Source organism: Thermoanaerobacter siderophilus SR4, from assembly GCF_000262445.1.
GTDB lineage: Bacteria > Bacillota > Thermoanaerobacteria > Thermoanaerobacterales > Thermoanaerobacteraceae > Thermoanaerobacter > Thermoanaerobacter ethanolicus.
This window is the reverse complement of the sequence record NZ_CM001486.1, coordinates 1,544,309-1,567,926: the sequence shown is the minus strand read 5'-3', so window position 1 is coordinate 1,567,926 and position 23,618 is coordinate 1,544,309. Positions and strand designations below refer to the sequence as shown.

24 protein-coding genes, 1 tRNA gene and 2 pseudogenes are annotated in these 23,618 nt (G+C 35.2%); 2 read left to right on the top strand and 25 right to left on the bottom strand.

Going from position 1 to position 23,618, the window contains the following annotated elements; genetic code table 11:
• Positions 1-4: 4 nt before the first annotated feature.
• The 19 genes and pseudogenes from THESIDRAFT1_RS07655 to lpdA all read right to left on the bottom strand — a co-directional run bounded on the left by THESIDRAFT1_RS07655 (position 5) and on the right by lpdA (position 16,736).
• A complete protein-coding gene (locus THESIDRAFT1_RS07655) occupies positions 5-955 on the bottom strand; it encodes a D-2-hydroxyacid dehydrogenase (RefSeq protein ID WP_006570007.1) in 951 nt (316 codons plus the stop codon).
• A gap of 169 nt (positions 956-1,124) precedes the next feature.
• On the bottom strand, positions 1,125-2,147 hold the full coding sequence (tsaD, locus tag THESIDRAFT1_RS07650; protein WP_006570006.1) for a tRNA (adenosine(37)-N6)-threonylcarbamoyltransferase complex transferase subunit TsaD: 1,023 nt from the start codon (positions 2,145-2,147) through the stop codon (positions 1,125-1,127).
• 13 nt (positions 2,148-2,160) lie between these two features.
• Complete coding sequence (gene rimI / locus THESIDRAFT1_RS07645; protein WP_003866846.1) at positions 2,161-2,607, bottom strand: ribosomal protein S18-alanine N-acetyltransferase; 447 nt, start codon at positions 2,605-2,607, stop codon at positions 2,161-2,163.
• Between the two features lie 3 nt (positions 2,608-2,610).
• The gene (gene tsaB / locus THESIDRAFT1_RS07640) at positions 2,611-3,303 is read right to left on the bottom strand and encodes a tRNA (adenosine(37)-N6)-threonylcarbamoyltransferase complex dimerization subunit type 1 TsaB (protein WP_006570005.1); all 693 of its coding nucleotides are present in this window, start codon (positions 3,301-3,303) and stop codon (positions 2,611-2,613) included.
• Positions 3,300-3,761 carry a tRNA (adenosine(37)-N6)-threonylcarbamoyltransferase complex ATPase subunit type 1 TsaE gene (gene tsaE, locus THESIDRAFT1_RS07635; RefSeq protein ID WP_003869316.1) on the bottom strand — a complete coding sequence of 154 codons (462 nt, stop codon included), beginning with the start codon at positions 3,759-3,761 and terminating at the stop codon, positions 3,300-3,302. The genes tsaB and tsaE overlap by 4 nt, the downstream gene beginning before the upstream one ends.
• A 136-nt stretch (positions 3,762-3,897) precedes the next feature.
• Positions 3,898-5,311: pseudogene (gene ltrA / locus THESIDRAFT1_RS14600) on the bottom strand (group II intron reverse transcriptase/maturase).
• A 447-nt stretch (positions 5,312-5,758) separates the two neighbouring features.
• On the bottom strand, positions 5,759-6,469 hold the full coding sequence (locus THESIDRAFT1_RS07625) for a hypothetical protein (protein ID WP_006570004.1): 711 nt from the start codon (positions 6,467-6,469) through the stop codon (positions 5,759-5,761).
• 190 nt (positions 6,470-6,659) lie between these two features.
• Positions 6,660-6,971: a ferritin family protein gene (locus tag THESIDRAFT1_RS07620; protein ID WP_003870164.1), complete on the bottom strand. Its 312-nt coding sequence runs from the start codon at positions 6,969-6,971 to the stop codon at positions 6,660-6,662.
• A 175-nt stretch (positions 6,972-7,146) separates the two neighbouring features.
• On the bottom strand, positions 7,147-7,830 hold the full coding sequence (locus THESIDRAFT1_RS15160) for a dihydrolipoamide acetyltransferase family protein (RefSeq protein WP_244262604.1): 684 nt from the start codon (positions 7,828-7,830) through the stop codon (positions 7,147-7,149).
• Positions 7,831-7,850: 20 nt separating this feature from the next.
• Positions 7,851-8,294 (bottom strand): E3 binding domain-containing protein, encoded by a 444-nt coding sequence (locus THESIDRAFT1_RS15155; protein WP_244262603.1) that lies wholly within the window; start codon positions 8,292-8,294, stop codon positions 7,851-7,853.
• A 4-nt stretch (positions 8,295-8,298) separates the two neighbouring features.
• A complete protein-coding gene (locus THESIDRAFT1_RS07610; RefSeq protein WP_006570003.1) occupies positions 8,299-9,297 on the bottom strand; it encodes an ATP-NAD kinase family protein in 999 nt (332 codons plus the stop codon).
• A gap of 40 nt (positions 9,298-9,337) precedes the next feature.
• Positions 9,338-10,309, bottom strand: coding sequence for an alpha-ketoacid dehydrogenase subunit beta (locus THESIDRAFT1_RS07605; protein ID WP_006570002.1), 972 nt, complete (start codon positions 10,307-10,309; stop codon positions 9,338-9,340).
• Positions 10,306-11,292 carry a pyruvate dehydrogenase (acetyl-transferring) E1 component subunit alpha gene (gene pdhA / locus THESIDRAFT1_RS07600; RefSeq protein WP_003867262.1) on the bottom strand — a complete coding sequence of 329 codons (987 nt, stop codon included), beginning with the start codon at positions 11,290-11,292 and terminating at the stop codon, positions 10,306-10,308. Before pdhA ends, THESIDRAFT1_RS07605 begins: the two co-directional genes overlap by 4 nt.
• A gap of 17 nt (positions 11,293-11,309) precedes the next feature.
• Complete coding sequence (locus tag THESIDRAFT1_RS07595) at positions 11,310-11,675, bottom strand: Lin0512 family protein (RefSeq protein WP_006570001.1); 366 nt, start codon at positions 11,673-11,675, stop codon at positions 11,310-11,312.
• Between the two features lie 143 nt (positions 11,676-11,818).
• On the bottom strand, positions 11,819-11,926 hold the full coding sequence (locus tag THESIDRAFT1_RS15150) for a helix-turn-helix domain-containing protein (protein WP_323053740.1): 108 nt from the start codon (positions 11,924-11,926) through the stop codon (positions 11,819-11,821).
• 32 nt (positions 11,927-11,958) lie between these two features.
• Positions 11,959-13,785: a sigma-54-dependent Fis family transcriptional regulator gene (locus THESIDRAFT1_RS07590; protein ID WP_006569999.1), complete on the bottom strand. Its 1,827-nt coding sequence runs from the start codon at positions 13,783-13,785 to the stop codon at positions 11,959-11,961.
• Between the two features lie 58 nt (positions 13,786-13,843).
• Entirely contained in the window at positions 13,844-14,692 is an 849-nt protein-coding gene (lipA, locus tag THESIDRAFT1_RS07585) for a lipoyl synthase (protein ID WP_003870171.1), read from the bottom strand.
• Positions 14,679-15,365, bottom strand: a complete 687-nt coding sequence (gene lipB, locus THESIDRAFT1_RS07580) for a lipoyl(octanoyl) transferase LipB (protein ID WP_039929257.1) — start codon at positions 15,363-15,365, stop codon at positions 14,679-14,681. Before lipB ends, lipA begins: the two co-directional genes overlap by 14 nt.
• 18 nt (positions 15,366-15,383) lie before the next feature.
• Positions 15,384-16,736: a dihydrolipoyl dehydrogenase gene (gene lpdA, locus THESIDRAFT1_RS07575; RefSeq protein ID WP_039929255.1), complete on the bottom strand. Its 1,353-nt coding sequence runs from the start codon at positions 16,734-16,736 to the stop codon at positions 15,384-15,386.
• Between the two features lie 153 nt (positions 16,737-16,889).
• Here lpdA and THESIDRAFT1_RS07570 point away from each other — a divergent pair.
• Positions 16,890-18,274, top strand: a pseudogene (locus THESIDRAFT1_RS07570) (zinc ribbon domain-containing protein).
• Here the strand turns inward: THESIDRAFT1_RS07570 and THESIDRAFT1_RS07565 are convergent.
• The gene (locus THESIDRAFT1_RS07565; RefSeq protein ID WP_003871499.1) at positions 18,271-18,528 is read right to left on the bottom strand and encodes a putative Se/S carrier protein; all 258 of its coding nucleotides are present in this window, start codon (positions 18,526-18,528) and stop codon (positions 18,271-18,273) included. The pseudogene THESIDRAFT1_RS07570 and the gene THESIDRAFT1_RS07565 overlap by 4 nt on opposite strands.
• A gap of 128 nt (positions 18,529-18,656) precedes the next feature.
• Here THESIDRAFT1_RS07565 and THESIDRAFT1_RS07560 point away from each other — a divergent pair, with 128 nt between their 5' ends.
• Positions 18,657-19,337 carry a CAP domain-containing protein gene (locus tag THESIDRAFT1_RS07560; RefSeq protein WP_006569995.1) on the top strand — a complete coding sequence of 227 codons (681 nt, stop codon included), beginning with the start codon at positions 18,657-18,659 and terminating at the stop codon, positions 19,335-19,337.
• Positions 19,338-19,356: 19 nt separating this feature from the next.
• Here the strand turns inward: THESIDRAFT1_RS07560 and THESIDRAFT1_RS07555 are convergent, their stop codons facing one another.
• The 5 genes from THESIDRAFT1_RS07555 to yunB all read right to left on the bottom strand — a co-directional run bounded on the left by THESIDRAFT1_RS07555 (position 19,357) and on the right by yunB (position 23,587).
• Positions 19,357-20,760, bottom strand: coding sequence for an aminopeptidase (locus THESIDRAFT1_RS07555; RefSeq protein WP_003871497.1), 1,404 nt, complete (start codon positions 20,758-20,760; stop codon positions 19,357-19,359).
• 99 nt (positions 20,761-20,859) lie between these two features.
• Positions 20,860-21,486: a response regulator gene (locus THESIDRAFT1_RS07550; protein ID WP_004401880.1), complete on the bottom strand. Its 627-nt coding sequence runs from the start codon at positions 21,484-21,486 to the stop codon at positions 20,860-20,862.
• Positions 21,464-22,630: a sensor histidine kinase gene (locus tag THESIDRAFT1_RS07545; RefSeq protein ID WP_003870997.1), complete on the bottom strand. Its 1,167-nt coding sequence runs from the start codon at positions 22,628-22,630 to the stop codon at positions 21,464-21,466. Before THESIDRAFT1_RS07545 ends, THESIDRAFT1_RS07550 begins: the two co-directional genes overlap by 23 nt.
• 136 nt (positions 22,631-22,766) lie before the next feature.
• Positions 22,767-22,842: transfer RNA gene (locus tag THESIDRAFT1_RS07540), tRNA-Ala, on the bottom strand.
• Positions 22,843-22,891: 49 nt separating this feature from the next.
• Positions 22,892-23,587, bottom strand: a complete 696-nt coding sequence (gene yunB / locus THESIDRAFT1_RS07535; RefSeq protein ID WP_003870998.1) for a sporulation protein YunB — start codon at positions 23,585-23,587, stop codon at positions 22,892-22,894.
• Between the last annotated feature and the right edge of the window lie 31 nt (positions 23,588-23,618).

The following is a 23,618-nucleotide window of genomic DNA, read 5'->3' as shown; positions in this document are numbered from 1 at the left end:
CGCTTTAGTATCCTTTATCTAAATTTACAATATTTCTCAAAGGTCTTCCTTCTTTATAAGCTATCAAATTTTCTCTTAAAATTTCCATCGCTCTTTTCATGTATAAAGGCGTGACCCCTGCCATGTGAGGAGTGATTATCACATTTTCCATATCCCACAAAGGGCTGTCCTCACTTAAAGGCTCTTCTTCAAACACATCCAACGCAGCTCCCTTTATAGCTTTATTCTTGAGGGCATTTATAAGAGCTGATTCATCTACTACTTTGCCTCTTCCCACATTTATAAAATAGCTATCATTTTTCATTTTATTAAACACATTTTCTCCTATCAAATGATAAGTATCTTTAGTCAAAGGAAGTATAGAAATTACATAATCGGCAAGTGGCAATATATCACAATCTTCAATAGAGGTATACATTTTTTCCACATACAAAGAAGGTTTGCCCGAATTTCTTATACCATAGACCTTCATGCCAAATTCTTTTAAAAGTCTTGCAATTTCCTCTCCTATGCTTCCTACTCCTATTATCAAAGCAGTCTTACCTGTAAGCTCTGAAACCCTAACAGATCTATCCCATACTTTTTTCATTTGATTTCTTACAAAAACGTTAAGGGCTCTCTCAAACATAAGCATATAGCCTATGACTTGTTGTGAAATTTGATATTTGTGGACATCTCTAGAATTAGTAACTATTACCTTCATTTCTTTCAGTTTTTCAAAAGGAAGAGTATCTGCACCTGCACTCAAAAGATGAATCCATTTTAAGTTTGAAGCCTTGTCCACAATATTGGAATAAAATTCAAAGTCAAAGCTTATGATAATCTCTGTATCTTTTACATACTTTTCAGCCTCTTCCTCATTTTGAACGTAAAGAACGTCATATCCCTCCATTTGCTCTTTAATTTCTTTTATGTAATTGTCATTTAATTTTGTGAAAAGCAAAATATTTCTCATAATAACCCCCCTAAGCTTTAAAATTTTGATTTATTTTTAATATATTTTCATTCTATTTTATTACAGTAAATACAATGAAATATATTTAAGCACAATATCCACAAGGTTATCCACAGACCTTAAAGGGCAGTACATCATAAACTTCGACAGATTTCCACATTTTCAACAGTCAAATTTTTTCCCCAATCTTTAAGTAAGGAATGGCATTTAAATCCAAGCCAGATGTTTTCCCTTTTATAAAGTCATAATAAGCGGCAGCAGCTATCATTGCCCCATTGTCTGTACAATAAATTTTATCAGGATAATGGACTCTTATTCCAATTTTCTTCGCTTCTTCTCCTAATTTTTCCCTCAAAAAACTATTAGAAGCTACCCCTCCTGCTATAGAAATTTTGCCAATATTTTTCCTCTTTGCTGCATCAATTAATTTTTTTACCAAGACCTCCACCACATTTCTTTGAAAACTAGCCGCCACATCATAAATATTCACCTCTTCTCCTTTTTGCTTTTGCCTGTTTAAATAGTTCAAAACTGCTGTTTTAAGCCCACTAAAACTAAAATCAAAATTTCCTTCCTCCATAAAAGATTTGGGAAACTCAATAGCTTCCATATTCCCCAGCTTTGCAGCCCTTTCAATAGCAGGCCCTCCAGGATATCCCAAGCCCAAAGCTCTTGCTACTTTGTCAAAGGCTTCTCCTGCTGCATCGTCCATTGTCTGTCCCATTACTTCGTACTCTCCATAATTTTTTACAAAAACAATGTGGCTATGTCCACCGGAAGCCACAAGGCAAATAAAAGGAGGAGCAAAATCACCCCCTAAGTAATTCGCAGCTATATGGCCTTCTATATGATTTACTCCTACAAAATGCTTATTTTTTGCATAGGCTAAAGCTTTACCATAAGACAAGCCAACTAAAAGAGCACCTACTAATCCTGGTCCATATGTAGCCGCAATTACATCTATTTCATCAAGACTTAGCTGGGCTTTTTCTAATGCTTCTGCCACTACGAAAGATATTACTTCAATATGCTTTCTTGAAGCTATTTCTGGCACTACCCCACCATATTTTTTATGAATCTCTATTTGAGAATATATTACGTTCGACAATACTTCTTTGCCGTTTTTTACAACTCCTGCAGCTGTTTCATCGCAGGAAGATTCTATCCCTAAAATAATTATGTCTTTCTCCATTATTTCACCACCATCACAAGTCGTATTTCCACATTATAATTGCATCCTCATTATTATCTTGATAATAGCCTTTTCTTCTACCTAATTGTCTAAAGCCATATTTTGCATACAAATGTTGCGCTGTTATATTTGATTCTCTCACCTCTAATGTCATGGCAGTTATTCCATTTTTCTTAGCAAGGTCAATTAAACCTTCCATAATTTTACTTCCAATTCCTTTAGATCTGTATTCCGGATGAACTGCTATATTGGTTATATGACCTTCATCTACAACCACCCAAAATCCTCCATAACCCACAATTTTGTTGTCAACTTCCGCCACTATATACTTAGCACAGCTGTTCTTTGTAACTTCACTTATAAAAGCTTCTTTAGACCAAGGAGTGCTAAAACTTAGCTTTTCAATTTCCAAGACCTCCTCCACATCTTCTTTCCTCATAGGCCTTATAATAACATCCATTAATTAACTCCCCTCGCCACTTAAACGAATTTCAGCAGCCGATTTCCTTATATACATCGGCTTGAAATCAAAGTAACTAATCACTTCTCCTTTTTTTATCTTTTGAATAGCAAGCTCTCCTATGGAAGCTGCTCTTGCCATGTTATCTTTGTCCTTTGCAAATAAAGCTTTACCCCTTATCATCTCTTGTAATTTATCTTTATAGGAATAAACACCATCTCCTACGAACAACACTTTGTCAGAATAATTGCTTACCAACTCCGTAATTTCCTCTAAAGAATACACCCCAGCATCTATTAAAACTTCAAAATTACCACCTCTTATCAGCATTCCATAAACATTTTCATTTAAAGCATCTATGACAGGGCATATTAATCCTTCAAATTCACTGACATTATATGCAAGAGCTAAAAGAGAAGATACTCCTACAATAGGTATGTTAAGAGCATGAGCCAAACCTTTTGCAGTGGCAGCACCAATTCTAAGCCCTGTAAAAGAGCCCGGTCCTTCTGAAACAGCCACATGAGTTATTTGATTTATCGGTACTTCACACTTTTTAAGCAATTCATCTATCATAGGCATTAAAATTACTGAATGCCTTAGATAATTTATAGAATATTCTCCTATTATCCCCTTTTCATCTACTAATGCAACAGTAGCAGTTTTAGAAGAAGAATCTATTGCCAAAATTTTCATTGCCCCATCTCCTTTAAAAGCTCCTCATATCGTCTCCCAAAATCTTTAAATAAAATAACTCTTTCATCTTCTTTTTCTCCTTTTTGAATTATCACTTCTAACCTTTCTTTCGGAAGTAAAGGTCCTAACCTTTCAGGCCATTCAATTGCACAAACTCCTTCGTCATAAAAATATTCCTCATAACCTATGTCATAAAGGGCTGTGTAATCATCTAACCTATATAAATCAAAATGATAGAGAGAAATCCTGCCTCTATGTTCATTGACTAAAGTAAAAGTCGGGCTGGTAATTGGTTCATTTATTTCTAACCCCTTTGCAATTCCCTTGGTAAAAACAGTTTTGCCACTTCCCAGCTCGCCATATAAAAGAATTATATCTCCACTCCTTAACAGCCTTCCTAATTTTTCTCCTAAGGCAATGGTCTCATCTTTATTTTTGCAAATATAAGTCTTCTTCACCAATTCTCACCCCACTCGTTATAACTTTATTATATACTATCTTTTAACAAATTAAAAATCGAGTAGGAGCTGAATAATTATTTTATTCAGCGTCCTCTCACACCACCGTACGTACCGTTCGGTATACGGCGGTTCATTAGGAATTGTGTACAATTAGATATCTTTGGGATAAACTCTTATAACCTATGCTTTCAAAGTATTTATTTGTAAGAGTCTTATTTAGGATTGGGCTATTGGATATTCTCCAGTAGCCTTTCCTTGTATTGGCGTATTCCCAGGCTTTTTGTTCTTCTACTCCTAGTTTTACTAAGTTATCATGCTTCGTTTTTATCTTCTTCCATTGTTTCCATATACATGCCCTTAGTCTTCGCCTTATCCATTCGTCAAGGGTTTTCATTATGCTTTTCGCGTCTGCTAATCCAAAATAGTTGGCCCATCCTGTTGTTATTTGATTTAGTCTTTTTATTCTGTTTTCCATGCTTATTCCCTTGTTCCGATTGGTTATTTCTCTTACTTTTTCCTTAAACCTTTTGATGGATTTTTCATGGATTCTTATTCTTACTTCGTTTTCTTTTGTATAGAATGAAAATCCAAGAAATTTTCTTCTCCATGGTCTATCTACAGCACTTTTTGCTTCGTTGACTTTTAGTTTTAATTTGCTTTCTATGAATTTCTTTATGCTCTTCATTACTCTGTTTCCTGCAGACCTGCTTTTTACATATATGTTGCAGTCATCTGCATATCGGCAGAATTTGTGCCCTCTCCTTTCAAGTTCTTTGTCTAGTTCGTCCAACATTATGTTTGCTAATAGGGGACTTAATGGCCCTCCTTGGGGTGTCCCTTCTTCTGTTGTATATTTTGATTCCGTTTATCATTACTCCTGATTCTAGGTATCTTCGTATTAACTTTAGTACTCTTTTGTCCCCTATCCGCTTTTCTAGTTTGGACATTATTATGTCGTGGTTTACTCTGTCAAAGAACTTTTCTAAGTCCATATCTACAACCCATGTGTATCCTTCATTTTATGTATGCTTCTGCGGCTTTTATTGCGTCTTTTGCACTGCGTCCTGGTCTGAATCCATAACTGCTATCTGAAAATGTATGGTTGTAGACTTTATTCAGTATTTGGGCTATTGCTTGTTGTATTAGTCTATCTAGTGCTGTAGGTATTCCTAGTAGTCTTACTCCTCCATCTGGTTTGGGAATTTCTACTCTTCGCACTGGTTGTGGTTTGTATTTCCCCTCCAGCAGTTGTTGTTTTATGGTTGGCCAGTTTTCTTGAGATACGGTAGAAGTTCATCTACTTCCATCCCATCGACTCCATGGCTTCCTTTATTTGCAACAACGCGCTTGTATGCTGCTTCCATGTTCCCTCGTTCTACTATCATTTCAAGCATCTTGCCGGTATATCTTTGTACCTCGTTTCTTCCATCTTCCGACGCCGATGATATACTATGCACTTCCGTTGTCTTTTGAAATTCCATTTCTCTATTCAACGGATAGCCTCTTTGTTGAGTTGTCTGCAGTCTCTGCATATCTTTCGAGTCCATAAGATTTCCAAAACCTCCTAACGTTCGGTCCTTCCTTATCTATTCATGTCTAGATAAGTACTATGACCTCTGCTGACTTCTCAAGGTTCAACCATACATCACTGTATGGGTTGTCACTTCAGATTTTACTTCCATGACTTATCCTTGAGACCTCCCCGGGTAAGAACGATAACTTTCATCTCATATATCTGCCAGATTTACTGTATGGGATTCGGGTAGTGTTGGACTTCGTTTTGTTACGCAAACTCATCCATCCCAATTCAGCCTCTTATCTGGTTCTTGTTCATCAGACCGAGATTTTGCCTTAAGCTTCCTTCAGATTCCACCTCACGATGGACACCCTTGCTCTTGGCTAGTGGTTCCCACTACCAAGCCCACAGCGGACTTTCACCGCCTAGTTATCGCCCATGCCGGGCGCACGTAAAAAGCCAGCTAATTTGCTGGCTTTTAATAAGGATTTTGTTGCATTTGAGGCGGATCAAAAGATGGGAAAGGCTTTTGATTGAAAATTTCACACACATCTGCTGCAAATTCTTCACAAGCTGCTGGAGTAGGGCAAAAACCGTAAGAAGGAACTAATAATTGCACATCTACTGCGGATTTTATCACAATCCATACCCCTATTATTACCTCTACGGTAGCTTTAGGAATCCCCTCTGAACTTTCCCCCTCTGAAATTTCCTTTTTTCCTGTAGTAACCTTTCCATATAACCCTTCTGCCAACGCTTCGTATTTCATTATTGCTACATTTGGGTCTGGCACGTAAAGTACAATATCTTTGTTGAAAGTAGTAGTTTTACCTGGTAATGTTTGTGTGGTTCCATCCGGATAGTTAATCACAATGTCAAAAGTCACTTGAAAAGTTGCTTCTACTCTTGCAAATCCTGGCCTATCTGCAATTGGAGTTATAACAAAGCCAGGAGGTGTAATAAGCGATACAGTAATATTTGTTATTTCGCCAAAAGTAGGAGTTAATTGTGGGTTAGAAGGATGAAAAGTAATGGGTGGTATATTATCTAAACATATTCTCTGAGAACAAGCATCATATATCTTAGTCACTTCAATGCAAGCTATTTCTGTAGGTTCAGGAAGTTGCCCTGGCTGTACAGGGCCTGGCACTATCTCTTGCTGCCCTATCATCTTTTTAGAAAAAGCCATATTATTTCCCCCTTTACAGTTACAGCTTTTATTAACTTAAATTATCTTATCTATCTACAATATACGTTTTAATGTATTAGACTGTTACAAAAAATCAAAAAAATAAGTACCTCGATTGAGGCACTTATTTTAGCTTGCCACATAAATTGTTCCTGATTTTTCAATCATCTATAAACGCAAACTCCTTCTTTTATTTAATCTTTTCAATCATTTCTTCTACTTCTTTTGCCCCTTCTTCGTAAAATTTTTCCTCATCAGGAGCTAGTTCTTTCAAAAGCCTCAAAAACTCTCCCGCATGCACTTTTTCCTCATCTGCTATGTCCATTAAAACTGCTTTTGCTAATTCATTATCAGTAGCTTCTGCCAACTGAGTATAAAGTTGAATTGCCTCATACTCTGCCGCCACCATAAAGCGTATAGCCCGTACCAACTCTTCATGGGTGACCTTCCTTTTTTCAGTGAGTCCAGAAAAAGGAGTTCCAAACTCAGGCATAACTAACATCCCCTCTCCTTATGTATTGATTTTATTATATCATAAATTCATGTAATATCAAAAAATTTCAAAAAGTCGAATCAACTCAACGTATTTGTTATTTATTTCAGCATCAAATAAAACAAGCCAATGTGAAAATATAACTTTATTTTCAACATCAGCTTGCTTTATTTAAAATTTTAATTTAAATAAGTAAAGATAGTGGATTCTCTAATGTTTTCTTTAAGTCAAGCAAAAATTTAGCAGCGGTAGCCCCATCTATTAATCGATGGTCAAAAGAAAGGCTAAGTTTCATAATATGCCTTATAACAATATTGTCGTCTAGAACAACTGGTTCTTTATATATTTTGTTGACACCCAATATAGCACTTTCGGGCGGATTTATAATAGGCGTGAAACTATCTATTTCATACATTCCAAGGTTAGTGATAGTAAATGTACTTCCGATTATTTCGTCTGGAGTAAGCTTATTATTTCTCGCTCTTTCGCTTAATTCTTTTATATTTTTTGACAATTCTAATAGACTCTTTTTGTCCGCCTCTTTCACTACAGGAACTATTAAACCATTATCTAAAGCCACTGCAATTCCGAGATTTATACTGCTATTTTTAATTATATATTCTCCTTCTATAGACCAGTTAACTACAGGATTTTTCTTTATAGCTATTACACATGCTTTTGCAATTAAATCGGTATAAGTAAATTTATTATCGCTAATATGATTTAAATTTTCTCTTAAGTTAACCAGTTCTGTGACATCCACTTTAATATCTTCTGTAACATGAGGAATTTCTGACCAGCTTTTTTTCATCCTTTGACTTATGGTTTTGCGAATATTGTCCATTGGCATTCTTTCAACTTTTTCCAATGCTTGACCTTCTATTATTGCTACTTCTTTTTTGGTCCCTCTTCTTCTGTTTTTACTTTTTGCTCAGAAATAAACTTTTTTACGTCTTCTTCAGTAATCCTTCCACCTGGTCCTGTTCCAGTTATTAAAGAAAGGTCTATGTTATTCTCCTTCGCCAACCTTTTTGCTACTGGAGTAGCTTTTATAAACTTTTCCTCACTTTTTTCTACTTCTTCTAACTTTTCCCCTTCAGCTGTAATTATTCCAATAGGAGTAGCTACTGGTACAATTTCTCCTTCATTTACTAAGATCTTCGCCAAAATTCCATCCGCTGGAGATTCTACAACATTGGTAATCTTATCTGTAGAAACCTCGACAATCTCTTCTCCTTTTTTTACAATATCACCAACTTTTTTAAGCCATCTATCTACTCTGCCTTCTTTCATTGTAAGTCCCAATTTAGGCATCACTACATTTACCGGCATAAAATCACCTCTTTACAAAAAATCCTATTTGCTGTGCAATTTCAAGCGTTTTTGTTACATTAACTCGATAAGGTCCATTCCGCGATATTCTAAAAATTAATATATCACCTTCTTTTATTATCACTTCTCTTTCTCCATCCAACGCAATAGTACCTTTTTCCATCACCTCATAAGAATAATCTGTATCCATGTTCAATCTTTTACAATCAATTATCCCTACTTTTTCAACGACGCCCGGAGCTATAGGCGCCATGACCGACTCCGGGCTTTCCCCTATTTTTACATATATACCTCCATCCTCATCTTCTGACAATGTTGTTTTATAACCAGCTACAGAAGAAAAGCCGATGTTATTAGGGTGAGCCCTTGTAACAAAAATATCAGTTATTGTCGATATATCCCAAATTGCCCTAGTACCTGTAAAGTTCTCTTTAGAGATTACAGCATCTATCAAAGCAATGTCTATTAACTTACCGTTTTTGTATATTTCTAATCTTTTATCTCTTTTACACAATATCTCTTTGTCAAATTTACCAGAAGATACTACAGAAGCTACAATGCCAGCTATAGTTCCTTCCAACATCATAGGATATACATTATTGGTACCTGTCGAAATTGGCAAAAGTGGTGTCTCGTTAATCACTTTTGCAATAACTCTGTTGGTTCCATCCCCCCCTAATGAAACAATGCATCCCACACCAAATTGTTCCATTATTTTCGTAGCTACCATTGTATCTGCAAAACTACCAGTTATAGTCATATCAAGTATCTCCACATCTATTCCCAATTGTTTTAAATAAATTAAGTTATTTTTGGCTTTATATCCAATTTCATAAGTGTCAGGCATTATATATATTTTCTCAGTACCAAATTTTTGAGCAGCCAATATAATTCTTTCTACTATGTTTACCTTTTCATAATTATCAATTACCGTCGCATGTGCAACCAATCGCCTTATATCTTTCCCCGATGACGGATTTGCAATTATCCCTATGGTTTTCATGTCTGCCTCCTTATATTTATCAAACAAAATGCTTTACGTCCTATGCTATTGCCCTTACCGCCTTTATTATATCTTCTTCATTAGGGATTACAACATTCTCAAGAACCGTCGTAAATGGAATTGGTGTATTTAAAGCTCCAATGCGTACTATCTGTGCATCTAGATAATCAAACATTTCTTCAGCTATCAATGCTGCTAACTCACCGCCCCAGCTACCCCTCTTAACTTCTTCTGTAACTATTACTATCTTGTGAGTCTTTTTTAGGGAATTAAAAATTTTTTCTTTGTCAAGAGGGAACAAAGTCCTCGGGTCTATTACTTCCACTTCTATACCCTCTTTTGACAATATTTCTGCTGCTTTTAACGCTTTATGGACCATGAGACCTGTTGCAACTACGGTAACGTCGCTGCCTTCTCTTTTGATATCTGCTACTCCAAGAGGTATGGGTTCATTAGTATCAGGAACATCCCCTTTCATACTGTACAAAACTTTATGTTCCACAAAAACCACCGGGTTGTCATCACGTATTGCAGATATCATTAGACCTAAAGCATCTTTAGGAGTAGAAGGATAAACCACCTTTAATCCCGGCACATGAGTAAACCACGCTTCAAGGCTTTGTGAATGCTGAGCTGCTGCTTGTATTCCTGCACCTGCTGGCATTCTTAAAACCATAGGTATTGTGATTTTCCCGCCAAACATATACCTCATTTTTGCAGCCTGATTGACAAGCTGGTCCATTGCCACTGTTACAAAATCCATAAACATAAGCTCAGCAACAGGTCGCATGCCAGTAGCTGCAGCTCCTATCGAAACACCTGTAATTGCTGTTTCTGAAATAGGAGTATCTCTTACTCTGTCCTCTCCAAATTCATCTATCAAGCCGCGAGTTACGCCAAAAGTCCCTCCAAATCTCCCAATATCTTCTCCTAATAAAAACACTGCCGGGTCTCTTCTCATCTCATTTAAAATAGCTTCTCTTAAAGCCTCTGCATACGTCATATTCCTCATCTTACCCTTACCTCCTCTACTATATCTGTATAAACATCCTCTACCGCTGCCTCTTCTTTTGGATATGGGCTTTCTTCAGCAAACCTTACCGCTTCTTCTACCTCTTCAACTATCCTTGCCTCTATATCTTTTAATTCTTTCTCAGTTGCCACATCATTGTCGAGTATATGTTTACTTAATCGAAGTATTGGATCTTTTGCCAACCATTCTTCCACTTCTTCTTTAGACCTATAAATAGTAGGATCCCCTTCAAAATGCCCTCTATATCTATACGTTTTACATTCAACTAAAGTCGGACCGGCGCCACTTCTAGCCCTGTTTATAGCTTCTTTTGCTACTTCATACACTGCCAATACATCGTTTCCATCCACCGTAACCCCAGGAATACCATAACCAATAGCTCTGTCAGCTACATCTTTGATAGCTTGGTGCTTATCCTGCCTCATAGATATACCATAAAGGTTGTTTTCACAGACAAACACTACTGGTAACTTCCATATAGAGGCTATATTCAACGCCTCGTGAAAAGTACTCTGGTTGGAGGCGCCATCACCAAAGAAACATACTGCCACCTGATCAGTTCCTCTCATTTTAGCGGAAAGAGCTGCACCCGCTGCAATAGGAAAACCTCCACCTACAATACCATTAGCTCCTAAAATTCCTTTAGTGGCATCCGCTATATGCATAGATCCGCCTTTCCCTTTACAGTATCCCGTTTCTTTGCCATATAATTCGGCCATCATATATTTTAGATCGCCACCTTTTGCTATTAAATGACCATGACCTCTGTGAGTACTGGTAATATAGTCTTTATCCTCTAAATTTTCGCATACACCGACAGCTGTAGCCTCTTCACCAATGTATAAATGTACAAAACCTAAAACCTTCCCCTGAGCAAATAGTTCCGCGACTTTTTCTTCAAACTTCCTGATTTTAACCATTCTGGTGTACATATCAAGAAGAACATCTCTTGAAATTTCCATAACTATTCATCTCCTCCTCATTTTATATTTACCGTTATGCAAGCCACTGCAACTTCAATGGTGTCATCTTTGTCTCCAAATTCCGGCTCTTTTATTCCTGCTACCCTCATCCCCCCTTTTATTGCTTTTACATATTTTTCCCCAATGGGAAGTACAGTCTTTATTCCTTCTTCTTCAATTTCTTCTGGCCTTGATACTGCCACTGTAGCCTCTACAACTATCTCATTTAAGTCAACACCCAATATTTCCGTAAGTCCACATAGACAACTATGAGATATCGCATCTTTTACTGCCTTTTGAGCAGCTTTATTGACATCTTGACCGTGTAAATCTACTCCATATCCAAACTCGACTATAAACCTTTTAATAAGTACCGCCTCCATTTCTTAAAATTTTTTATCAAAAACAATGCTATTAAAATTAATATTCAAATTTCATGCCAAAATAAAAACCCCTTAAATTAAGGGTTAATAAATTATCAATCTCATATTTATACAAAATCATTTGTCTCATTTTGAGATTCCTTTTATTTAGTCTCAATTTGAGACAGCAATTCCTTTACACTTATATTGTATTTTTTTATCTTTCTATAAATAGTAGCTCTACTCAAATTTAACATTTCAGCTGCCTTCAATATATTACCCTTGGCTATTTTTAGTGCTTCTCTTATGTTTTTTCTTCAATAACTTCAATTGGAAAGACTGTAGTATTATTTTCCTGTTGTGCATTACTATTTTCACTTATATTTTCAGGGAAATACTCTTCGATAATTACTTTGCCTTCCGTAAGGTAATACGCCCTGTCGATAACATTTTGTAACTCTCGAACATTTCCTGGCCAGTTGTAATTCATCAATCGTTCTATAAACGATTCGCTTAAAACCTTATAATCTGAAACGCTTAAAGCATTATATCTATTAAGTCGTTCTACAAACACTTTAGCAAGAAGTTCAACGTCTCCTTTTCTCTCTCTTAAAGGAGGGATGTTTATTTTTATGACATTTATCCTATAATATAAATCATTTCTAAAATTCTTTTTATTCACTTCTTCACTTAAATTCCTATTAGTTGCCGCAATAACCCTTACATTCAATTTCTTTTCCTCAGTACCGCCTACCCTTACAATTTTATGGTTATCCAGCACTCTTAAAAGTTTAGATTGCACCTCATAGGGCAACTCTCCAATTTCATCTAAAAATATCGTTCCATTGTCAGCAAGTTCAAATTTACCAGGTTTACCTTCTTTATTTGCCCCAGTAAACGCTCCTCTTTCGTACCCAAAAAGCTCACTTTCTACTAATTCTCGTGGTATAGAAGCACAGTTTACTGCAATAAATGGCCCTTTTGAACGTTTACTATAGTTATGTATTGCTTGCGCAAAAAGTTCTTTACCTGTTCCACTTTCACCCTCTATAAGGATATTGCAATCACTCCTCGCAGCTTTTTTAGCAGTTTCTATGATTTTTTTCATATTTTCATCATTTGTGATTATATCTTCAAATGTATAACTCGCTTTAAATCCTGCTAATTTATTAACAACATTACGAACATATTTCTCTTCTCTAAAAGTTATAACAGTACCTATAATTTTTCTGTTAGCTACTATAGGAACAGCATTTATACGACATGGTATTTTTTGGTTTCGACCATAAAAAACACATTCAACATCGTAATAGGGTTCTGTCTGACTTAGTATATCTTCAATTATATCCACATCTTCAAGTATGGACTGTATATGCATGCCTATAATTTCCTTCTTTGAAATATTTAATATCTTTAATGCTATTTCATTAACCCTCTGAACAACAAAATTATGGTCCATTATAAGCATGCCTTCGTGAATAGAATCAAAAGTAGCGTCTATAAGTTTATGAGATTTGATAAGCGCAAGTTGCTTTTCAATAGAACAAGCTCCAGCAAGTACAATACCTAAATTATGTGGATGTGCGTCTTCTTTTAATCCAGTCATATCAAGGCATCCTATAATATTGCCGTTTTCATCATGAATAGGTGCTGCAGAACATGTGGCTATGTGATGGGTAATGCAATAATGTTCGGCTCCCACCAGTTGTATAGGTTTATTAAGTCTTAAAGCCAAAGCAATCGCATTAGTCCCCACTGCCTCTTCTGTCCATAAAGCCCCTTCAACAAAGTTTAATTTTCTCGTCTCTCCCATTATACTATCATCGCCAATTCTGTCAATAAGATAACCGTCCCTGTCCACCAGAACAAACAAAAAACCCGAGCCAGTTACTTGTTTATATACATTTTCCATAATAGGATGTGCAACAGATATTAAATCCTCATTTTGCCTCAACCTTATTTTCATGTTATCTTCATCTAATATTTCTCCAACGCCTCCAAAAGGGTCTACACCGTAGAACTTACAAAGCTCCCATGACTCTCTGACCTCTTCTTTAACACCTTCAGTAATTACCCCCTCATTAACGTATCTCCACCAAGCCCTCTCCATAAAAGATATAAAATCTTTCATGACACTCCCCCTTAAATCATTTTAAAATTCTCCTCAAGCAAAAACAAAGGCTTAAAAACTAAGCCTTTGTCACCTTCAACCCCTCATCAGCATGATAAGAACTTCTGACTAAGGGACCAGAAGCTACGTATTTAAAACCTAATTCATATCCTATCTCTTCATATCTCTCAAATTGCTGTGGAGTAACATATTCTGCTACTTCTATATGTTTTGCTGAAGGTCTCAAATACTGTCCTATAGTCATCATGTCACAATCAACACTTCTTAAGTCTTTCATAACTTGTATAACCTCTTCTTCTGTTTCCCCAAGCCCCACCATAATTCCTGACTTAGTAAGAATATAAGGGTCTAGTTCTTTTGACTTTTTTAAAAGGTTTAAAGACCTTGAATAATCAGCTTTTGGCCTCACTTTTGAATAAAGTCTAGGCACTGTTTCTATATTGTGATTTATTATATCTGGCTTGGCTTCTACTACTTTAGCAATAGACTCCTCTTTGCCCATGAAATCAGATACAAGTACCTCGACTGTAACTCCTGGCAATTTTTTAAGTTCATAGATTGTCTTTGCAAAATGTGATGCCCCACCATCCGGCAAATCATCTCTTGTAACACAAGTAACCACCACATGCTTTAATCCTAATTTTTGAGCAGCCTCAGCTACTCTTCTCGGTTCATCCTCATCAAGAGGCTGAGGATGGCCTTTTTCTACCGCACAAAACCTACAGTTTCGTGTACATATATTTCCCATAATCATAAAAGTAGCTGTCTTTCTCGCAAAGCATTCCCCCATGTTGGGACAATTGGCACTTTGACAAACTGTGTTTAAAGACATACTTTTTAAAAAAGCTTCCATCCTGTTTAAATCTTCGTTTAATAGCCTTACTTTGAGCCATTCAGGCTTTTGCATTATCAATCACCGCCAATCTATCTAAAGTTATCTCATTAAAGTGTATACCAAATACTTCACTAAATTTATCAACCATTTTTTCTTTTACTTTTTCTATGTCTTCATTTATTCCAAGTTTTTGCATAGAAGTAACTCCAAACTCAGTAATGCCGCAGGCATTTATTAAGCCAAAATATGAAAGTTCAGTATTTACATTAAAGGCTATTCCATGCCAAGTAATCCAGCGCCTAACAGCGATACCTATGGCGCATATCTTTTCATCTCCTACCCATACTCCGGTGTATTTAGGCTTCCTTCCCGCTTTTATACCATACTCCTCCAGGAGTTTTATAATCGTCTCTTCTAATTTATAAACAAAAAGATGAACATCTTTTTGCCACTTTGCCAAATTAAATATAGGATAGGCAACTATTTGTCCTGGTCCGTGAAAAGTTATTTTACCTCCCCTTTCTACTTTATAAAGCTCCGCTTTTTTCATAAGTTCCTCTAAAGGCACAAGGATGTTTTCGTCAAAACCACCTGAAACTCCTATAGTATATACTGGTGGATGTTGAAGCAATATAAGAATCCCGTCCGTCTCGCCCTTTTTAACTCTTTCAAAGGCTTTAAGCTGTATCTCTTTTCCTTCCATATAAGGTACAATTCCCAGTTTTAAAACTTCTCCCTTTCTCAACATAATCACTCCTTTAACTTATCCTTTATTTATAGGCATTCCTAATGCGTCTTCTGCTGCCTCTTTTACGCTTTCTGAAAGCGTAGGATGAGCATGAATTGCATCTGCTAATTCTTCTAATGTGAACTCTTCTTTTATGGCAAGTACACCCTCATGAATTATCTCTGTAGCACCAGCCCCTATTATTTCCATCCCCACTACCCTATTGTATTTTGCTTCTGCGATTATTTTAACAAATCCATCGTTTTGCCCCATAGTCATAGCTCGTCCTAAAGCCGTATAAGGAAAAGTGCCTATTTTTACATCTCCAAATTTTTCTCTTGCTTGAACTTCATTCAAACCTACCCACGCTATTTCAGGACTTGTATAAAGGCAATTAGGCACTGCATTTAAATCCGCTTCCTTTTCTTCTCCTGCTATATTGTGAACAGCTACAATACCTTGATAAGAAGCCACGTGAGCCAGTTGTATACCTCCTGTAACATCTCCAATTGCATATATATTTTTTATGCTTGTCCTCATGTGAGAGTCCACTTTTATGCCCTTTTTATCCATATCAAGGTTTAAAGCTTCAATTCCATTTACATTGGCAACTCTTCCTACAGCGACTAAAACAGTATCACATTCCACTACCCGAGTATTCCCTTCTGTGGTATAAACTACCTTTAAACCTTCTTCTATCTTTTCTACTTTACTGTTTAAATGTAGTTCAATTTTTTTATGCCTCAAAATTTTTTCCATCGTATCTGCTATGTCTCTATCTAACATAGGCAAAAGTTGAGGAAGCATTTCAATGATGACAACTTTACTTCCTAAAGCAGAATAAATATTTGCAAATTCCAATCCTATAATTCCCGCCCCTATGATGACAATTTTTTCAGGAATTCTTTCAAGTTCTAACGCTTTATCACTTGTAATAACACCTTCTGAGTTAATCCCTTCAATAGGAGGTAAAAACACCTTTGAACCTGTTGCAATTATAAAATTTTCTGCTGTGTATCTTTTATCAACTTCTATAGTGTTTTCATCAACAAACCTACCTCTCCCTTTTATAACATCTATATGGTGTAAGTTCATTAAATAACCTACTCCACCGACAAGTCTTTTTACTACTCTTTCTTTTTTCTGACGAAGTTTTGCAATATCCAATGTATACTGTGCCATTATTCCAAAGTCTTTAGCATCTTTTATGGCATTTATAAGCTCTGCCGCATGAGAATAGACTTTCGTCGGTATGCAACCTCTGTTTAAACAAGTACCCCCTAACGAATCTTCTTCTACAACAGCGACTTTTTTCCCTAATTCGCTGAGTCTAATAGCAGCAGTATAGCCACCAGGCCCTCCGCCTAAAACTATTACATCGTAATCCATTTTTATCCTCCTTTTTGAGTGTATTGATGCTTGATTTATCTTTTTATTTATTTCTACACTTAACCTCAAAAATCCTTCTTTCATCATGTCAATAACATGTCAATTCTATTCAATAATCATTATGCATATATTTTAGCAAAGGGAGGGAAATTTATGGACAAGATTGTGACTAAAAAAGATGAGGATTTTTTACAGTATCTTTATCTTAAAGATAGAAAAATCCTATTGAACACTATAGAAAATGGAAAAACAACAGAAGAAATCATTGTAAAAGACTGTTTAAGTGATTTTGACGCTTGTTACGATGAAGAAGGAAATCTAAACCTGATATACTTTAATTCACAAGGAGAAATAATTTTTTTAATTCAAAAGAAAGAAGGATGGGTAGGGAAAGCTTTATACACCTATAAAGATAAAAAAACGTATATAAGCAATTTTAGCCTCTTTATAAAAAATAAAACACTTCACATATTTTTCACAATCAGTAATTCTAATAATCCTAGAGAAGTCCATTTAATACACCAAAAATGGGCCAAAAATTGGAAGGGCAATAATATAGCTGTTATAAAAAATATTTCTTTCACCCCTTTTTATGACTTATTCATTGATGAAGAGGAAAATATTCATTTAATTTATGTTACAAAAGAAAAAAATAAGAACCAACTTTATTATCTTTACTACGTAAAAGATAACTGGTCGCCAAAATTTCTAATTTCAGAAGCAGAAGGAATATTCTATCCTACAATAACGGTAGATTCGCAAAAAAATGTACATACCTTATGGGTAGAAGAAGATATAATTCAAGAAATAAAATATAGAAAGAAAACCCCTGGAAGCTGGCCAAAAGGCAGTTGGGGTAGTCCTATAACTTTGGCTTATTCTACAAATATTAAAAATTGCTATATCTCCCTTTTAGAAAATACTTTATGGTGCACTTACCTTCAAAACGATAGCTTTTTTGCCACCATTTCCTCTGATGGAGGAAATAGTTGGTGCAAGCCTTTTAAAATTCCTCCTTCTTTTTCTGAATACAACTTTTTTAAGTTAAAAAGCCCAATAGACAAATTTCAAAGCAATTATTTATTTATAAACGATAACGGAGAAGTAATTCCTTCTTTGCAATACAAATTAACCAGGAAAAACGGAGAAAAAGATTCTTACTTCACTTTTTATATAAAAGAAGTTCAGGAGTATTTAAACATCCTAATAAAAAAACTGGAAACTATCAAGGAGGAAAAAACAAGATTAGAAGAAGAACTAAGCAGAAAAAATGTTGAAATTACAATAAAAAACAAAAATATAGCCGATTTACAAGAATTATTAAAACAAATAAATGATGAAAAAATGAAAATTGCCCTTAAAGCGGACAATTACAATACAATGGTAAATAGTTTGATAAGAGAAAATGAAAATCTTAAAAAACAAATAAAAGACTTACAAAATCAAATAATAATTTTAAATGCTAAACTGGAAAATCTACAAAATGTCAGCACTTTTCAAAAATAAAAAGTATATTTATAAAAAGTGATGAACATTAAATAATTTTGACTATTTTATATCCTGCAGGAATTCTTTCTACTTCGTATATCCCCTTGTAAGGAATGTTGAGCCTTTGCAAAAGGTTTTGTACTACTCGCAAAGATTCCAATCCAAACTTGAGAGAATGGCTACAGCTTTCCGTGATACTTCTGGGAGTTGGTACAAATTCCACCGGAATATTATTTTTCTTTAACATTTTTTCTGCCATTAAACCATGCTGATAAGAGTAAAAGACAATCAATCCATATTTCACTAATACCACCTCAAAATCAGTATATTCCAACAAAGCAAAAGTTGATACAATGTTCCTATCTCACCATAAATTACTTGAAGGAATTTACAGCTGTCTGTAGAATATATGATTTTGAGGAGGTAATAAAAATGAAAATAAAATCAATAATAACAGTATTAATAGCAATAACTATAATTTTTTCTTTAAATCCTGCCAGTGCTTCAATTTTTTATTCTTATGGATATTTCACTAAAAATACTGTAGCAAATAATTCAATAAGATTTTCTAATTCAAAGAACTTAATAACTATAAAACAACCAGTTTCTTATAATGTCACAGCTAAACAAACAACATCAAACCCATCAAATTCTTCTAATACCACTACTAGCAATGGTTCTACTTCGCAAAATAAAGGGGTAACACTTCAAACAACAAATATTTCTCTTTCCCAAGAGGAAAAAACTTTAATAGAATTAATAAATCAGGAAAGAATAAGCCGTAACTTAAATCCTCTTCAGGTAGATGAAAATCTCTGTAAAGTTGCCAGACTAAAAGCAGAAGACATGAAAGAAAATAACTATTTCTCTCATACTTCTCCAACCTACGGCTCACCTTTCGACATGATGAAAAAATTTGGAATAAATCATTACTTGGCAGGTGAAAATATAGCCTTAAATTCAAATGTTATAAAAGCTCACTATTCTTTAATGAACTCAGAAGGACACAGGGCAAACATTTTAAATTCCTATTATAATAAAATTGGAGTTGGGATAGTAAAAAATAAAGAAGGCAATGGCATAATAGTGGTAGAAATGTTTATAAAAGATTAAATCCGGGTAAATCCCGGATTTAATCTTTTTCCATAAATACTTTATAGGCCTTATAAGCCATATACACATCTACTTTAGAAGATAACTCATAAGGCGCATGCATGCTTAAAAGTGCAACGCCACAGTCTAAAACTTCCATGCCATAATTTGCAACGTATTGGGCAACTGTACCGCCGCCTCCCATGTCAACTTTGCCCAGCTCACCTGTCTGCCATACTACTCCATTTTCATTGAAGAGTTTTCTCACTTTGCCGACAAACTCAGCATTTGCATCATTTGACCCTGCTTTTCCTCTTGAACCAGTGTATTTAGTAATGCATACGCCTTTTCCTAAATAAGCAGTGTTTTGCTTTTCACTGACTTCTGGATAAGTAGGATCAAATGCAGCATTTACATCAGCAGATAGCAGTTCAGAATTAGCCAAAACCCTTCTCAATTTGATATCTGTACTTCCTTCGTATTTTTCTAATATTTCTGCAATAGCATTTTCGAAAAATCTTGATTGCAAACCAGTATTGCCCATACTTCCAATCTCTTCTTTATCAGTAAATATCGCAACAGCCGTTCTCTCTGGCACCTCAAGCTCAAGAATAGCTCTTAAAGAAGTATAAGCACAAACCCTGTCATCTTGACCATAAGCCCCAATCATACTTCTGTCAAAACCTATATCGCGAGGCTTATAGGCAGGCACTAATTCTAACTCAGCACTTAAAAAGTCCTCCTCCACTATGCCATATTTTTCATTTAAATATTTCAAAATATTAGGTTTCACGCTGACTTCCTCAGAAAGAGGAATGCTTCCAATTACAGCATTTAATGCTTCTCCTGTAACCACTTCTGCTGCTTTTTTCTCCATCTGGTCTTTCCCTAAGTGAGGCAATAAATCTGTTATGTAAAGGACAGGGTCATTTTCATCTTCTCCCACTACAATGTTTATCTTCTCACCGTTTGCTTTGACAATTACTCCATGGAGAGCCAAAGGAATTGTCACCCACTGGTATTTTTTAACACCGCCATAGTAATGGGTCTTAAATAAAGCCAAGCCGCCATCTTCATACATTGGATTAGGCTTTAGGTCAATTCTCGGAGAATCAATATGGGATGCTACCGCCTTTATCCCCTTCTGCATTGACTCTTTACCAATTACAGCTAAAACTACTGATTTCCCCTTGTTGTTGTAATACACTTTGCTGCCCGGCTTTAAATTTGTAACTTTTTCAATATTGATAAAGCCATTCTTTTCTGCTATTTCTATAATCTTCTCTGCCGTTTCTCTTTCTGTCTTACATTTTGTCATAAAGTCTTTGTAGTCTTCTCCAAACTGATAAACTTTTTCTTTTTCCTCATCAGAAATTTTTGTCCATGCATCTACGTTTTTGTAACCTAAACGCTTTTCAATTTCCTTTAAATCTTTTTCTTCCAATGAAATTACCCCCCCGTGGTTTTTTGTATGGATGACACTCTGTATCAACAATATGATACGCTTTTTTTGTATAAAAGTCAAATTTAGCCTTATAAAAGATTAGTTTTGTAAAATTGTCTCATTTTTAAGCATATAAATAGCAGCTTGAGTTCTGTCCTTCACATCTAATTTTTTGAAAATATTGTAAACGTGGTTCTTGACAGTTTTCTCGCTTAAAAATAGTTTTTGTGCAATTTCTTTATTGCTATACCCTTTAGAAATAAGTTTAAGAATCTCTATCTCTCTTGGTGTGAGGTCTTTTTTCAAGTTTTCATGGTCTATGTTGTCTATTTCTTCCATTAAAGAAGGATGAATATAAACTCCTCCATTGTAAATAGTCCTTATCGCTTTTATTAAATCGTCATATTCCGCATCCTTTAATATGTACCCTTCTACTCCTAATTTAAGCGCTTCTAAAAGATACTCTCTGTCATTGTAAATAGTTAAAAACAACACTTTACTTGGATGTTTTTCTTCTTTTAACATCTTTGCTGCCTTTATACCATTCATCACGGGCATATTCACATCCATAAGTATTAAATCAGGCATAAATTTCTTTGCAAGTTTATAAGCCTCTTCCCCATTCGAAGCCTGAGAGATAACTTTTATATCATTTTCCATTTCAATAAGCTGGACTAATCCTTTTCTTATCAAGGCATGGTCATCAGCCACTAATAATCTGATCATCCTCAACACCCCTTACAGGTATAGAAATATAAATTTGAGTCCCTTTATTTTTAAAACTGCTTATTTCAAATTTGCCATTTAAAATTTCTACTCTTTCCTTCATGCCCATTAGACCATATCCTTGCCCAATATTTTCTTTATCAAATCCAATGCCATCGTCTTTGATAATTATGCTGATAAATCGCATGCCAAATTCAAATTTAACAGAGGCATTTTTCGCCCTAGAATGCTTTTTTATATTTGTAAGAGCTTCTTGAATAACCCTAAAACAGGTTATCTCAATCTCAGGACTGAGTCTTTTATAATCTGATAAAACAGTAAAATCAACAGCAATGCCCGTTTCTTCTGAAAAATTTTTTATATACCTTGAAAGAGCAGGAATAAGTCCTAAATCGTCAAGAGCTGAAGGTCTTAAATCGTATATTATTTTCCTCACTTCTTTCAACGACTGCTGCACTATATCCTTTAAATTTTTGAGCTCCACTTTCGCCTGTTCAACATCTTTAGTTATCAACCTTTCACAAAGCTCAGACTTTAAAAGCACATTTGCCATAGCTTGTGCGGGACCATCGTGAATTTCCCTTGCAATTCTTTTTCTTTCTTCTTCTTGAGCCTCAATAATTTTTACGCTCAAAGCTTGCTTGTCCTTTAACTGTTCAAACCGCATATTCATTTCTTTCAAATCACTGTTTAAATAATTAAGAGCTATATTAATTTGTGATGCAAGTTTTTCAGCTTTTTCTATAATGGCTTTGGTATCTAAAAGTTTCCTTTCTAATTCATTCCTTTTTTCAATTAATTCTTTTTCCTCCCGTCTTTTTAATGCCAACTCTATTTGTGCTTCTTTTGCCTCTTCATAGGCTTCTTTTATAGCTTGCTCAGAGAGGTGGCCAAATTGTTTGCTTACGAATGCCAGCTTTAACCTGCACTTTTTTTCTCTTCTCTCACACAGTTCTACTTCTTTTATCACATTTACAACTTGGACTTTTAGCTCTTCTAATTGCCCTTCTAACTTTCTCGCTTCTTCTTTTGCTTTTTCTAAAATATCAAAAATTTGCTCCTTGCTGTTTTCAATCACTTCAATAGTTTTTTCTACGATATTATCTAATCGCTTTTTATAAGCAACTTCCATGTTAAGACTCATGTATTTCACCTCCTGAGCCTCACTTCTTTTATAATTCGACAAAGAACAAAAAAATCCTGCATTTTAAAGAAAAAATTGCTAAGGTAAAGAAAAAAAGCAAAAAAAATACCCTTCTCGGGTAATCTTTATCTTTAATTGGTGGAGATGAGGAGATTCGAACTCCTGACCCCCTGCTTGCAAGGCAGGTGCTCTCCCAACTGAGCTACACCCCCACATATCACACGTTTTTTATTATACCACATCCTTTTAAAAATTCAATAGCTATTTTTGTATTTCTACTTTTGAATTTGGTGATTGAGGTACAGGAATCGTAAATTTGTCGCCATTTACATCCACATAGCTGGCAGGCACATCTCCTACTATTATACTTTCTGCTATTGGCATGTGAAGTGTAACTGCTACTTTATCTGATGCTAATGGTGCAATTATGCGTATTGTAGTTTGTATGTCTAAATATATTCTATGCCTTGTCTGATTTATCCCTGCAGGTTCAAACTCTGAACTAAAATCCACATCCACTGCTCCCACAGGCAAAAGCCCAATTTTTATTTTAGGTCCTACATTTGCAAATAAATCACTGGAAAACACAGAACCTAAGGGAATTTTGGCATGCAAAGGTCCTATATTGTTTAAATTTTCCTTGACTTCTTTTGTTATCTTGGCAGCTAAAAGATTCATCTCAATAGTATTTGCTTGAAGCATAGATACCTTGCCATTGTTATCAGTTCTCACATAGATTAAATCTTTATACTCTATTCCTTTTAACACTTTTTCATTTATAGCATCATTTATAGTATTTACAGCTGTTTCTTTTGCTAAAGTTTCACTTACTGCTATAATAGCCGGTTTTAATCGATATTCTGTAAAATAGTATAAAATCGCAAATAAAACAACTATGTAAATCAAATATATGTAAAACGAATTAACGCGCCTCAGTCCCCATTTTTTCCTTTTCAAGCAAAACACCTCCCCTATATTTTATGTTAGA